The sequence below is a fragment of the Hymenobacter nivis genome (genome assembly GCF_003149515.1).
Classification (GTDB): domain Bacteria; phylum Bacteroidota; class Bacteroidia; order Cytophagales; family Hymenobacteraceae; genus Hymenobacter; species Hymenobacter nivis.
In genome coordinates this window covers 2,588,493-2,601,835 of record NZ_CP029145.1, presented here as the reverse complement: position 1 = coordinate 2,601,835, position 13,343 = coordinate 2,588,493, and the positions used below count along the sequence as shown (strand labels likewise).

General features: G+C 65.3%; 11 protein-coding genes. 1 reads left to right on the top strand and 10 read right to left on the bottom strand.

Annotated features, from left to right (window positions below; all coding sequences use genetic code 11):
• Positions 1-215 precede the first annotated feature (215 nt).
• From DDQ68_RS11495 to DDQ68_RS11460, 9 genes are all read right to left on the bottom strand, one after another.
• Positions 216-2,354 (bottom strand): LysM peptidoglycan-binding domain-containing protein, encoded by a 2,139-nt coding sequence (locus tag DDQ68_RS11495; RefSeq protein WP_109656434.1) that lies wholly within the window; start codon positions 2,352-2,354, stop codon positions 216-218.
• Positions 2,355-2,475: 121 nt separating this feature from the next.
• Positions 2,476-5,406 (bottom strand): outer membrane beta-barrel protein, encoded by a 2,931-nt coding sequence (locus DDQ68_RS11490; protein WP_109656433.1) that lies wholly within the window; start codon positions 5,404-5,406, stop codon positions 2,476-2,478.
• 71 nt (positions 5,407-5,477) lie between these two features.
• Entirely contained in the window at positions 5,478-6,116 is a 639-nt protein-coding gene (locus DDQ68_RS11485; RefSeq protein WP_109656432.1) for an O-methyltransferase, read from the bottom strand.
• Between the two features lie 313 nt (positions 6,117-6,429).
• A complete protein-coding gene (locus DDQ68_RS11480; protein ID WP_109656431.1) occupies positions 6,430-6,873 on the bottom strand; it encodes a YDG/SRA domain-containing protein in 444 nt (147 codons plus the stop codon).
• A 13-nt stretch (positions 6,874-6,886) separates the two neighbouring features.
• Entirely contained in the window at positions 6,887-7,786 is a 900-nt protein-coding gene (locus DDQ68_RS11475; protein WP_109656430.1) for a YDG/SRA domain-containing protein, read from the bottom strand.
• A gap of 9 nt (positions 7,787-7,795) precedes the next feature.
• Positions 7,796-9,034: a M16 family metallopeptidase gene (locus DDQ68_RS11470; protein ID WP_109656429.1), complete on the bottom strand. Its 1,239-nt coding sequence runs from the start codon at positions 9,032-9,034 to the stop codon at positions 7,796-7,798.
• 145 nt (positions 9,035-9,179) lie between these two features.
• The gene (locus tag DDQ68_RS11465; protein ID WP_109656428.1) at positions 9,180-10,232 is read right to left on the bottom strand and encodes a glycosyltransferase family 9 protein; all 1,053 of its coding nucleotides are present in this window, start codon (positions 10,230-10,232) and stop codon (positions 9,180-9,182) included.
• A 404-nt stretch (positions 10,233-10,636) separates the two neighbouring features.
• Complete coding sequence (locus DDQ68_RS22820) at positions 10,637-10,780, bottom strand: hypothetical protein (protein WP_162550043.1); 144 nt, start codon at positions 10,778-10,780, stop codon at positions 10,637-10,639.
• Positions 10,781-10,907: 127 nt separating this feature from the next.
• On the bottom strand, positions 10,908-11,105 hold the full coding sequence (locus DDQ68_RS11460) for a hypothetical protein (protein ID WP_109656427.1): 198 nt from the start codon (positions 11,103-11,105) through the stop codon (positions 10,908-10,910).
• A 158-nt stretch (positions 11,106-11,263) separates the two neighbouring features.
• On the opposite strand from DDQ68_RS11460, the gene DDQ68_RS11455 reads away from it, so the two are divergent.
• A complete protein-coding gene (locus DDQ68_RS11455; protein ID WP_109656426.1) occupies positions 11,264-12,553 on the top strand; it encodes an aminopeptidase P N-terminal domain-containing protein in 1,290 nt (429 codons plus the stop codon).
• An 82-nt stretch (positions 12,554-12,635) separates the two neighbouring features.
• Here DDQ68_RS11455 and DDQ68_RS11450 read toward each other — a convergent pair whose 3' ends face one another.
• Positions 12,636-13,199, bottom strand: a complete 564-nt coding sequence (locus tag DDQ68_RS11450; RefSeq protein WP_109656425.1) for a DUF4252 domain-containing protein — start codon at positions 13,197-13,199, stop codon at positions 12,636-12,638.
• Between the last annotated feature and the right edge of the window lie 144 nt (positions 13,200-13,343).

Genomic DNA, 13,343 nt, shown 5'->3' with positions numbered 1-13,343 from the left:
AGTGCCGGGGCACGCGCAACGTATTCACCACCAGTGCCACCGCCAACGCTAGCAGTGCTAAGCCCAACAACCGGAAGAAAAAGCGTATGCGACAACTGGGCTAAAAAGGCGTAAATGTGTGGTCTCAGAGCTAGAAAAAAGTAGCACGTTATGTAGAGCACAGCGAAGCATCACTGTTTTCATTAACTCGAACAGCTTCTGAAAAGACGAAAAAGTCAGCGGGTGGGCGGGGCGTTCATGCGCAGCACTTCGCCCAGGCGCACGCTGGCGTCGGGCTTGTGGTTCCAGGCCTGCAAGTCGTTCACGCTCAAAGCGTAGCGCTTTGCCAGGCTGTAGAGGGTTTCGCCGGCCAGCACCGCGTGCCACACGGCGGGCGTGGTGGCGGGCAAGGCGCTAGGGGCCCCTGCCACCGGCGCGGCGGTGGCCCGCGGCTGGTAAATAATGCTAACGGTGCTGGGGGCCCTGGCGGCGGGCGGCGGCGTCAGGCGCAGCGTTTGGCCCACGGTGAGGCCGGCGTTGGGCGGCAGCTGGTTCCAGGCCAGCAGGTCCGCAGGGCGCAGGTTGTAGCGGCGGGCAATGGCATACACACCCTCGTGGGGTTGCACCTGATAGTGGCTAGGCACGGCGGGCGCGGCCGTGGCTACGGGGGCCGCGGGCGCTGGCTTGGGTGCCACCGCGCGCACCGGCGCTGGGGCCAGGATAGCCCCAGGCCGTGTGGGGGCCCGCACCACTACTGGGACGGTTTCGGCCACGGGTGGCAACACGGGCCGGCGCACGGGCACGGCTGGGGCGGGCGGCGGCGTGGGCTCTTCCTTTGCCACTTCGGGAATGGGGGCGGGTATGGGAATGGGCTTCGGCGGGGCGGGCTGGTACACCACGGCGGGCGTGGGGGAGGGGCCCGCCGTGGGCAGCGGCGCCGGGCGCCGGGGGCGCGTGGGCAGCGGCGCCGGCCAGCCCGCCCGCGCATCCGCCGAATCGTCGTCGCTGGCCGGGTCCGCCGTGGGTGGCGCGGCGGCGGGCACGGCCGGGCGCGGCGCCGCGCCACCCACGGCGGGGCTGGGGGCCCGCGTTTCGGGCGGGGTGCGGTACTCGATGGCCACGTGGCGGGGCCGTGTGTGCTGGAGCCACAGCACCCGGCCGGGGCGCAGGGCCTCAAAAGGAGCCAGGCGGTTCTTGTTGGACAGCGCGTGCCGGCGCACCCCAAATTTCTGGGCCACATCGGCTAAGGTTTCGTTGGGCTGCGCCACGTAATACTCCACCTCCGCATCGTCGCGCTTGCCTTCGAGGTAGTAGGGTCGGCCGGGTACGGCAGCGTCGAACGGCCGTAAGTCGTTGTCGCGCAGGAAGCGGGGCAGGTGCTGGCCGCCACGCTGGGCCAGGTCGGCGGTGGTTTCGCCGGGCAGGGCAATAAGGGCCCGCAGGCCGTTCACGCGCACCTCGGCGGGGTGGCGGGCGTCGGCCACGGGGCGGGCGGGCAGGTCGGGGCTGGCCCCCAGGCCCTGGCGGGCCCGCACGGCGGCGGCCTGCGCATCGGTGGCCACGGGCACTACCAAAGTGTAGGCGCGGCCGTCGGTGGGCACGGCGGTGGCGAGTAGCCAGCGGTTTTGGGCGGTCAGGGCGGCGGGCGGCACGCCCAGGGCCTGCGCCTGCTGGGCCAGGCCCTGGCCCGGCACGGCGGGCAGCTCGCGCAGCCGGGCCGGGTGCGGGTTCAGGCCGCAGGCGGGCTCGTAGGCCACCTTTTGGGCCAGAAACATCAGCACATAGGGCGACGTGTCGGCGGTGATGGCCATTTCGGTGGCCCCGGCGTCGGTGGGTAGGGTATAGGGCTTCACGCCGCCCAGGCCGGTGTAGTAGCTCAGCAGCGCGTCGAGCCAGTTGCGCAGCGCGGCGTTGCTCTGGCTGAGGTAGCGGGCGGCCCCGCGGGTGCTGGCGGCCAGGTGCTTGCGCTCGTCCACGGCGCCGTCCACGCGCAGGCCCAGGCCGGTGGCGGTTTCGCGCTTGAGCTGCCAGTAGCCCACCGCCCCGTGCGCGCTCTGGGCGTCGGCCTGCAAGGCGCTTTCCTGCAAGGCGAGGTAGCGGAAATCGCGCGGTACGCCCGCCTGCTGCAAGGTTTGGTCGATGAGCGGAAACGCGGCGTCGGCCAAATCGACCCGCGCCTGGAACGAGGGCTGGTGCCGGCGCAGCGCATCGGCCCGGAGCTGCACCAGGCGCTGGGCTTCTGCCGTCAGCACCAGGTGCAGGCCCAGGGCGTCCATCTCGGCCGGCACGGCCGGGCGGGCCCCGCCCGGGCGCTGGGCCGCCGCCGGGGCCCCGGCCAGCGCCAGTAGCCCCAGCAGCAAAAAGCGGGTGTTCATCAATAAACGCAAGGGAAGTAGCAGACTAGCAAAGTACAAAGAACGGCCTTTGCGCTGCTTGTGCGCCGCCCGCTTCTCGCCGGGCTAGCCCCGTCCGTGCTGGGGCCCCACTGCCGGGCGGTTACGCCCCGTCCGTGCTAGGGCCCCCACCGCTGGGGCGCTGGCCCCCGCCGTCGGGCCGGTCGAAGCCGCCGCGCCGCTCGCCGCCCTCGCCGCGCCCGGGGCGGCCCTCGCCGGGGCCCTGGGGCACCTGCACGTTGCCGCTGCGGATGTTGTAGGTGAACATCAGCATGAAGTAGCGCTGCAAAATGGTGGTGCGCACGTCCTCGTAGTAGGCCTCCGTCACGTTGCGCTGGATGCTGCGGTTCTGGCCCAGCAGGTCGAAGGCGTAGATTTTAATCTCGCCCCGCTGGCCCGGAAACACCTTCTTGCCCAGGCTGGCGTTCCAGAGGATGTACTGCTGGTTGTAGCCCGCTGAGAGGCCGGCGTAGGCCTGGTGGGCCACGTCGGTTTGGATGTTAATGCCGGGGCCTACAATCCAGCCCAGGCGTAGGCGCGTGACCTGTGAATAGTAGTTGGTGTTGAGGCGCGTTTGCAGCGTGTTGCGCACGTAGCTCTGGGTGGCGTTGGTCGAGAGCGTGAAGTCGAGCTGCGGGCTGATATTGGAACTGAGCACCACGCCCGCGCCGAGTGCCGGCGTGCGGGCGTAGTTCAGGCCCCCGTTCACGAGGCCGGGGTTTTGCGCGTAGCTGGCGCTCAGGTTCACGTTCAGGTTGCTCTTAAGGGCCTTGAGGGGGCGGCCGTAGCTGGCCTGGGTGCGCACATTGTACTGCTGGCTCAGGTTGGTGGGCTGCGTAAGCTGGGCTCCGGCGGGCAGCGCCACCAGGCCCGCGCCCTCGGGGGCCACGGCCGTGTCGCGGGCGGCCACCAGGGTGCGGTTCGAAATCGGGTTCTGGGTGAACGAGCCCGAGAGCAGGGCGAAGAAGTTGCTCGATGCCTGCAAGTTAGACGCTGAGTAGCGCAGCACCGCCGAGTGCCCGTACTCCTGCCGCAGGTTGGGGTTGCCGATGGTGAGCTGCAACGGGTTGGAGTTGTTTACCACGGCCTGCAACTGGTTGATGCTGGGCGGATTGGTACTGGTTCGGTAGAAGATGCGCAGGTTTTTCTGGCGCGAAAACCGGTAGTTCAGCATGGCCTGGGGTAGGAGGTTCACGAAGGTATAGTTGCCCGTGCCCGGCCGCGGAAACTGCGCGGTGCTCATCAGCTCCGAATACTGCCCGGCCACGCCCAGGCTGGCCTGGTACTTGGGCGTGACGTGCCGGTAGCTGACGCCCCCGGCCTGGGTGAGGTAGTAGTTCTGAAACACGTTGCTCAAGGCCGAGTCGAGGCGCGGGTTCAGGCGGCCAGCGTCGGCGTAGTCCAGCGTGCGCTTGTCGGAGTTGTTGGGCGCGTAGCTGATGTTGTAGTTCGCCTGGAGCTGGTCGGTTTTGCTCAGCGGCTCGGTGTAGGCGAGGTTGGCCCCCACGTTGCTGCCGTACTGCGTCAAGTCGCTGTGCTGGTTGAGGTTGGCGCGGGGCGAGCCGGTGTTGGTGGTGAGCAGGTCCGAGTTGCCGGCCTTGTTGTTGTAGCCGCCGCTCAGGTTCAGCGAGAGCGTGCGGCCCACGCGGCGGTAGCGGTGGCGCAGCAGCAAGCTGCCGCCCGTATTCACGCCGTCGTACAGGGCCGCGTAGTCGGAGTTAATCTGGCTCTGCACCACGCCGCTGCGGGCCGTGAGGCCCTGCAAGCTGCTGTTGCCGTTGTTGCGCTGGAAGCTCAGCCGCGGGATAAAGAGCAGGGAGTTGGCCGAGTCAATTTGGTGCTCCAGGCGCAGGTTGAAGCGGTGGTTGGTGTTCAGGCTGCCCGTGTTGGCGTCCTGGTTGTAGGTGCTGCCCGCCGCCGTCACGTAGTAGCGCTGCGTGTTGCTCAGCACCCGGTTGTCGGCCCGGTTGTAGAAATAGCTGCCCGTGAGCTGGGTTTTCTTGTTCCACGCGTTGGAGTAGTTCAGGCCCAGCGCGTTGGTTTTGGTGATGCCGCCGCTCTGGTTTACCAAAAAGTTGTTGGATGCGCCACCGCCGCCACCACCCCCGCGGCCGCCGCCGCCGCCGCCGCCCTGGTTCGAGCTGCCCACCACGCCCAGCAGGTCGTCGGTGCCGAAGTTCTGCTCGTTCACGTTGTTGCTCTGCGCCAGCACCGAAATGCGGCGCTCGCCGTGGAAGTTGTTCAGGTTGCCGCTGAGGCGGTAGCGGGCCGCGTCGTTGCTGGCCGCGTCGCGCTGGCTGGCGGGCCCCACGCCGCCCACCACGCGCCCAAAGCTGCCGTTGCGGTACTCGGCCTTGGTAATGACGTTGATGGTTTTGGTGGTATTGCCGTCGTCGAAGCCCGAAAACCGGCTCTGCTCGCTGCGCTGGTCAAACACCTCGATTTTGTCGATGGCATCGGCGGGCAGGTTCTTGAGCACTGCGTCGGGGTCGGTGCCGAAAAACGGCTTGCCGTCCACCAGCACCTGGGTCACGGTTTCGCCCTGGGCCTGCACCTTGCCGTCGGTGCCCACCGTCACGCCGGGCATCTTCTGGAGCAGGTCGCCGGCTGTGGCGTCGGGGTTGGTTTTAAAAGCCCGGGCGTTGAACTGCGTCGTATCGCCCTTCTGCGAGGCCAGCTGGGCGGCGGCCGTCACCATCACGCCCTTCAGCTGCACGCCGCCCGCGGCCAGCGCCAGCGTGCCCAGGCGCACCGGCTCGGCGCCCACCGTCACGGCCTGGCGCAGGCGCTGGTAGCCCACAAACGAGGCGTCGAGCAGGTAGCGCCCGGGGGCCACGTTATCAAACTGAAACGCGCCCTGCGCATCGGCCGCCGCCCCGCTGCGCACCGAGTCGGGCAAATGAATCAGCAGCACGTTGGCCCCGATGAGCGGGCTTTGGTCCTTGCCGTCGGCCACGCGCCCGCTCACGGCGGTTTGGGCATGGGCGGCGAGGGCGGGGCCCAGTAGCAATAGCAACGGTAAGTAGCGTTTCATCAACAAGCAGTGGGAACAGGCGGCGGAAAGGCGGACAGGCAGGCTAGGGCCCCGGAGTCCCGCGCGGGCCCCTACCTCTTACGCAGTAGCAGCAAGCCGTCGCGCAGGGGCAAAAACACGGGCTCGATGCGCGGGTCGCGGGCCACCTGGTCGTTAAATGCTTGTACAGCAAGCGTATCCTTGTCGCCGGGCTTCAGCGCGTGGCCTGGCAGCACCTTGCCACTCCACAGCACATTGTCGACGATGAGTAACCCGCCCGGCCGTACCTGGCCGATAACTGCTTCAAAGTAAGCGGCGTTGGCGCGCTTGTCGGCGTCAATAAAGACCAAGTCCCACACTTCGTCGGCCAACCTGGTCAAAACCTCGTGCGCGTCGCCGATGTGCAGCGTCACGCGCTCTGCCAGGCCCGCCGCCGCCACGTAGCGCCGGATGCGCGCCTCCCGCTCGGGGTTGATTTCGATGGTGTGCAGGTGCCCGCCCGCGGCCAGCCCCTCGGCCAGGCACAGCGTGGCGTACCCGCAAAACGTGCCGATTTCGAGCACCCGCCGGGGCCCCATCAGTTGGCTCAGCAGGCTCAGAAAGCGCCCCTGCACGTGGCCGCTGCTCATGCGCGGCAGGAGCAGTTGCAGGTGCGTTTCGCGGGTGAGTTGCGCCAGCAGCGGCGGCTCGGGGGCCGTGTGGGCGGCGGCGTAGGCATCTATTTGAACCACGGATTCATCATATTTGGCAGATTGGTCGGATTTTGGGGACGATTTCGGAGGGCCCTGAAAAGCAAAATTGGTTGATAAATCAGGCTTGTACGCCGAGGCCAGTAGCACGTCATGCTGAGCGCAGTTGAAGCATCTCTCCCGCGGCAGCAATCCAGATTAGTTGAGCATTAGAGATGCTTTGACTCCGCTGCGCTGCACTCAGCATGACGGCCTGATAAAGTAAAGCAATTATTGTCAAGTACTTAATTATTAAAGTAGCCAAGCAATCGTCCCCGAAATCTGATTAATCTGCTCAATCCGATAAATCCGTGGTTCAGATATATTCCAGCCGAAAGCGCCACACTTGGTAGCCTGACTTGCCCGTTACGTATTCGTGCGCCACCACTTGTAACAACCCTTCGTAGCATAACTGCCGTTCTGCCGGCGGCGAAGCAATGCGTCGAAACACCCGTACCGGCCGACCCGTGGTTTGGCTGCGGGCCAAGCCCTGGTTGTGGTAGTTCAGGTCCTGGTCGTCGGCCTGGCGGCCGGTTTTGGGGTTGCGCCCGCCATGTCCGGCGTACCAGAAGTAGTCGTCGTGGATATCGTCGTCTTCGTACTGGTCGGCCAGAATAATGCTTTCGGCCCCGTGCTGGGCCGTGGCGCACACGCCCGCCCGCAGCGGCCGGTGCTGGCCCCGTTCGGCCAGCTCGTGGTGCGAGTCGAACAAGTCGCCGGCCCGCGCGGTGCCCACGTGGCCGAAGGGGAATAATGCCATGCTTTGTTGGGGCTTATTCCTGCCCGGCGTTGGTCTGTGGCTCGTAAAAATGGGCCCGGTGGTAAGCCAGAAACTCAGGGGTAATGAGGTGCTTTTTCTGGGTGATGAGCCGCCCGGGCAAACCCAATAGCTGGAAATCGTGGGCAATGCCAAAGGCACCTAAATCAAATAAAACGTGGTGGTTAGCGCACAAGCACAACACGTTGGCCAACGTATCGGGGCCGTGGTGCGGGGCCCCCAGCGGCCGGATGTGAGCGGCCTCGGCGTAAGGCAACGCGCCCCGGAGCTGCACCCCGCACACCTGGCAATGGTGGTCGTGCAGTGCCTTCACCGAGCGGCCGATGGCCGTGTCGCGCACCACGCGCAGCACCGTACTGGCCCGGCGCGGCGCGGGGCCGTAGGCCGCAATTTCTTCGGCCACGACGGAAGCCGCCGCTGCCGGATTGGAGCCGGGGGGGCCATCGTCGGGAAGCAGCTCTAGCCGGAAGCGCCAGACGCGGGGCCCCGATTTGCCCGGTTCCGCCCAATAGCCCGCCACACGGTAGAGGCCGTCGTAGCGGTAGAAGCTGCCGCTACGGGCTTCTACTTTGCGGATCACGCGCAGCGGCAGCCCCGTGGTGCAGTTGCGCGCCAGCTCCAGGTTGGAACCCGTCAGGGTTTGGTCGGCTACCTGTTGGTTGCTCTCGGCGCTGCGGCCCCCGCGGCCGGTGTAAATGATAACGCCGCCCCAATCCTCGTCGTCCTCGTAGCCGCCCGACAGCACGATAGACGCCGCGCCCTCGCCCTGCCGGGCGCTAATGCCGGCTTGCGTTTGGGTGTGCACGCCGGCGCCATATAGCTCCAGGCGGTTGCGGAACTCGTGGCCGGGCGCCACGCCGGGCAGGGGCCCAAACACGAACGGGAGCTTTGCCATCGCGCCGCGCTACTTTTCTTCCGGCAGGTATTGCAATACGCTCAGGTGCTCCTCGGTGAGGAGCTCGTTGGCCATATCGCGCAGGAGGGCGGCCGTCACGTGCTCAATTTGGCCGAAGATTTCGCTCAGCGGCTCCACGCGGCCCAGGTCGAGGGTGCTCTTGCCGAGCAGCTGCATCAGGCCCGAGTTGCTTTCCTCGCTCATGGCGAGCTGGCCCATGAGCTGGTTTTTGGCCACGTGCAGCTGCGTGGTGGTCAGGGCTTTGTCGCGCAGCAGTTTCAGCTCCTTCTGCACCAGGCCCAGAGTGCGCTTCACCTGCTTGCCCTCGGTGCCGAAGTAAATGCCGAACAACCCCGTGTCGGTGTAGGGCGAGTACGTGCTGTCGATGGTGTACACCAGGCCGTATTTCTCGCGCACGGCCAGGTTGAGGCGCGAGTTCATGCCGGGGCCCCCAAGGATGTTGTTCAGCATGAAAAACGGGATGCGGCGGGCGTCGGCCAGCGGGTAGGCGGTGCCCCCCACCAAGCAGTGGGCCTGCGAGATGGGCCGGCTTTCGAGCTGCATTTTGCGGGCGTAGGTTCCCACGCCGCGGCGCGCCCGGGGCCCCAGCCGGGCCGGCAGCGGCGCCAGAAACTTGTCGGCCAGCCGCTTCACTTCCTTAAACGGCAGGTTGCTGACGGAGCTGAACACCAGCCGGTCGGTGCGCACGTTCTCGCTATAGAAGGCGTGAAAATCATTGGACGAGAAGCTGCTTACGCTCTCGCGGGTGCCCAAAATGTTGACGCCCAGCGGATGCTCGCCAAACACCACCGTGTCGAAATCGTCGATGATGGCGTCCTCGGGCGCGTCCTGGTACATGCTCATCTCCTCCAGAATCACGCCGCGCTCCTTCTCCAGCTCGCGGCCGGGGAAAGTGGAGTTGAAGGTGAGGTCGGTCAGCAGCTCGAAGGCCCGCTCGAAGTGCGTGCTGAGGAGTGTGGCGTAGAAGCAGATTTTTTCCTTGGTGGTGTAAGCGTTTAGCTCGCCGCCCACGGTTTCGAGGCGGTTGAGGATGTGGAACGACTTGCGCTTGTGGGTGCCCTTGAAGGCCATGTGCTCCCAAAAGTGGGCCAGGCCCTGCTGGTGGGGCCCCTCATCGCGCGAGCCCACGTCGAGCAAAAAGCCGCAGTGCGCGATTTTGGTGTGCAGTACCTGCTTGTGCAGCAGCCGGATGCCGTTGGGGTACTCGTGGATATCGTAATCAATCATAGAAGGAAGGGCAGTTAGCAGTGAACAGTTAACAAGCCTTGATGGAGGAATTTTCTGGAGCTTTCGACTAAACGGCCCCCGAAATTCTCCAGGACCGGCAGAAACGATTTGAGAGTAGACTAACGCATTGACCGTCGATAACTGTTCACTGCCCACTGTTCATTGTTTCAAGCAGTTGCTCCACCTCGATGCCGTAGGCGCAGCGGAAATGACCCAGCGGGCAGGCCGCGTGCCCGTGCAGGCCGCAGGGCCGGCAGTCGAGCCGCTCCTCGGTTTCTACCACCGCCGCGGCCGGCCCCAGGGGCCCAAACCCGAAATCCGGCACGGTGCTGCAAAATACCGCTACCACCGGGGCCCCCACCGCCGAGCACAGGTGCAGCGGGGCCGAGTCGTTCACGTAGTTCATTCGGGCCCCGCGCATGAGGGCGGCCGAGGCCAGCAGGCCCAGCTGCCCGGCCAGGCTGACGACGTTCGGGCGGCCGCTGTTCACGGCCAGGCGGTCGCAGGCCAGTACGTCGGGCGGGCCCCCCAGCAGGTACACGCGCAGGCCGGGTGGCAGGGCGGCCAGCAGCTCCAGCCACTTGCTTTCGGGGTACTGCTTGGTGAACCACACCGATGTGGGCGCCAGGCAGATGTAGGGCCCCGGGGCGGCGTAGGGCGCGGCAGCCGCCTCGTCGGCCGGGGTGGGGTAGAGGCGCGGGGCCAGGCGCGGCAGGTCTGCCGGGCGGGGGCCCCGGCGCTGGTGCCGCGGGTTGGTGCTGCGCGAGGGGGCCACCAGGGCCAGGTTGCGCTGCACCTCGTGCGTGCCGTTGCCGATGATGTGGGGCACGCGCCGCGTGAACCACCGGCTAAAAGGATTCTCGGCAAACCCCACCCGCTCGGGGGCCCCCGAAAACGCCGTGAGGAACCCCGTGCTGGCAAAGCGCTGCAGCGTGACGACGCGCCCGTAGCCGCCGGCCCTCACCTGCTGCACCAACTGCCAGAGGTTGGCATACTTGCGGTACTTCTTGTCCCAGATGAGCACCTGCCGGATGTGCGGGTGGCCCTGGAGCAAGGCCTCGTTGCCGCGCCGCACCAGCACGTCCACGGGCGTAGCGGGCTCGTGCTGGGCTAGGTACTCCACCAGGGCGGTGGCCAGAATTACGTCGCCGATGAACGCCGTTTGAATGAGCAGGATGGGCGGGTTGGGCTGGGACATGGCGGCGGGCGGGGCCCCAAAACTACGGGCGCGCCCGGCTATAGCAAAGCCGCCCGGGTAGAGCTTATTGGCTTCGTGCCCCTCAACACGCTCGACAACTGCGTGCAGCCCGTCGCCCAAGTGCCCATCAACTGGCCCGCCCTGTAAGAGGTAGGAAGGGTAGGAGGGTATTAGAGTTGTCCCCCAAATAAAAAGTGTGTAAAAAAGAATGTCATGCAGCGCGCAGCGAAGCATCTCTACCGCGGCATCAATCATGGTTGCTGGCGCCGGAAAAATGCTTCGCTACGCGCTGCATGACGTGCTGCGTTTTTTCTAATTCAGGAACAAGACGATCTGCGCAACGCAATAGGGCGCCCCTCCGGCTGGAGAAGCGCCCTGTTGCGTTGCTGGGGCCCCTGATGTTTCTAAAAGAAGGCTTGCGAAAAATAGCGTTGGTTCCAGAACGGAATGTACGTTTTGGCAAAATCAGCCTTGGTGATAACGTGCTTATCCAGCAGCCGCAGGCCTACGAGGGTGGGATGGTACACGAAAACGTAAAGGAAAACCAACGCCAAGGAAATGTTTGGGCTCATTGTTCCTCTGCTAAAAAGCATGTGGAGGGGTATCGGTGCTATGATGAGCACGTAGAACAAGAAAGTTTTCACGAATTATATCAAATGTCTGGTTTATAAAGATTTAATCTGCCTTGCTAGCGGTGAAATGCTTCATCGTGGCCAGCCCCAGCGCCACCAGTAGCCCGGCTGCAATGGCAAAACCCGCCGCCGCCGTGGCCATGCGCCACGGCTGGTCCGTGGCCAGGGCGTGAAGGAACGTGCGCAAACCGAGCAGCACGAACGACGAAGCCAGCACCAGCGGCAGGGCGAATTTTTTCATGAGGAGCGGTAAACGGCGGTTTGGGAAGGGGCTATTTGCGGCGGCAACTTACTGCCCACTGCCGGAACGCCGAGTGCCGGGGCCCCCGGGCCGCCCGCCTGGGCCCCGGCACCCGCCGCGCCGCTAACTTGCGGCCCCTAACCCACCCCACTTCCACTATGCGCTACGCCCCCCTGGCCCCCGAGCTTTTTGTTGAAAACCGCCGCCGCTTCCGCGAGTTGCTGCCGGCCAATTCGTTGGCCATTTTCCAGTCCAACGATATCATGCCCACCAACGCCGACGGCTCGATGGGCTTCCGGCAGAGCAGCGACTTGTACTACCTGGCGGGTATCGACCAGGAGGAAAGTATCCTGGTAATTTCGCCCAACGCTCGGCTCGAAGGCCACCGCGAAATCCTGTTTTTGAAGGAAACCTCCGACCTGATTCTGGTGTGGGAAGGCCACAAGCTGACCAAGGAGCAAGCCCGCCAAAATTCGGGCATTCCCACCGTTATGTGGCTGGAGAGCTTCAAAACCGTGCTGCCCGCCCTGATGAACGAGGCCGAGCAGGTGTATTTGAACACGAACGAGCACATCCGCGCCGTGGTGGACGTGGAAACGCGCGACGCCCGCTTCATCAAAGCCATCCAGCAGCAGTACCCGCTGCACACTTACCGCCGCGCCGCGCCGCTGCTACACCGGCTGCGCGCCATTAAAGGGCCCCAGGAAATTGAGGCGATGCGCACGGCCTGCGCCATCACCGAAAAAGCGCTGCGGCGGGTGCTGGGCTTCGTGCAGCCGGGCGTGTGGGAGTTCGAGATTGAGGCCGAAATCGTGCACGAGTTCCTGCGCAACCGCAGCCGGGGCCCCGCCTACGGCAGCATCATCGGGAGCGGCAAAAACGCCACCGTGCTGCACTATACCACCAACGACGAGCAGTGCCAGGCCGGCGACGTGATTCTGATGGACTTCGGCGCCGAGTACGCCAACTACGCCGCCGACCTCAGCCGCAGCATCCCCGTCAGCGGCAAGTTCAGCCCCCGCCAGCGCGAGGTGTACGAATCGGTGCTGGCCGTGATGCGCTACGCCGAAACCCAGCTGCGCGCCGGCAACGAAATCGAAGCCTACCACAAGAGCGTGGGCGAAAAAATGGCGCAGGAGCTCATCAAGCTTGGCCTGCTGAAAGCCGAGGACGTGGCCGCCCAAAACCCCGACCAGCCGCTCTACAAAAAGTACTTCATGCACGGCACCAGCCACTACCTGGGCCTCGACGTGCACGACGTGGGCGCCAAGTACCGCACCTTCGAGCCGGGCATGGTGTACACCATCGAGCCGGGCATCTACATCCCCGCCGAAAACCTAGGCATCCGCCTCGAAAACGACTACCTCCTCACCGCCGACGGCAACGAAAACCTGATGGCCAGCATCCCGCTCGAAGCCGACGACATCGAGCGCCTCATGCAGCGGTAGAAGGAGTTAAAAGTTAAAAGTGAGGAGTTAAAAATGCCTATCTGAAGCATCAGGCGAGCATTTTTAACTTCTCACTTTTAACTTATTTCCCCGTGGCCTGCACCAGCGCCGGCAGGTACTTGCTGAGGGCCTGCACCTGGGCTTGGGTGAAATTGCCCTGCACCGAGACAAGCACGAAGGAGTTGGCCGCGTCGGGCAGCTGGCCCACGGCGGCAAATTCCGATACCTTGTCGCCGCTGCCGCGGGTGGATACCTGGTAGCTGCTGGCCGCCGGGGCCCCCGCGCTCAAGGCAGTGTACTTTTCACTTTGCAGCACGCCGGCTGCCTCGCTACGCAGGCCCTGCTGGGCCACCTGCGCGGCCGCCGTGGGCACGAAGCTGATGAACCGCGCCGACCGGATGCCCGTGATGCCGTCCGTCAGCTCGGAGCCGCCGAGCAGCTTGGCGGCCCGCACCAGGGCCAGGCGCTGGAGCAAATCGGCCGACCACTGGGTGGTGTGGAAGCCGGGCTGGCCGTCGTACTTGTTGAAAAAAGCGGCCATCGTGCGGGCCGGGGCCCCGCCGGGCCCGCCGGCGCGGCAACCCGCCAGCAACAGCAAACCCAACAGGAAAAACGAGGAAAACGGAGCGATAACGCGCTTCAGCATGACGAAAAGGCGGCGGGGAAATGACGGCCCGCCGCCCGCGCCGCCTCGCAAACGCCGGGCCAAGCCGGGCCACGGGCCCTAAGTTGTCAGTTACTCGTTGACAGTTGTTAGTTTGTTAATAAATCGTTGACTGACAGCTGACAA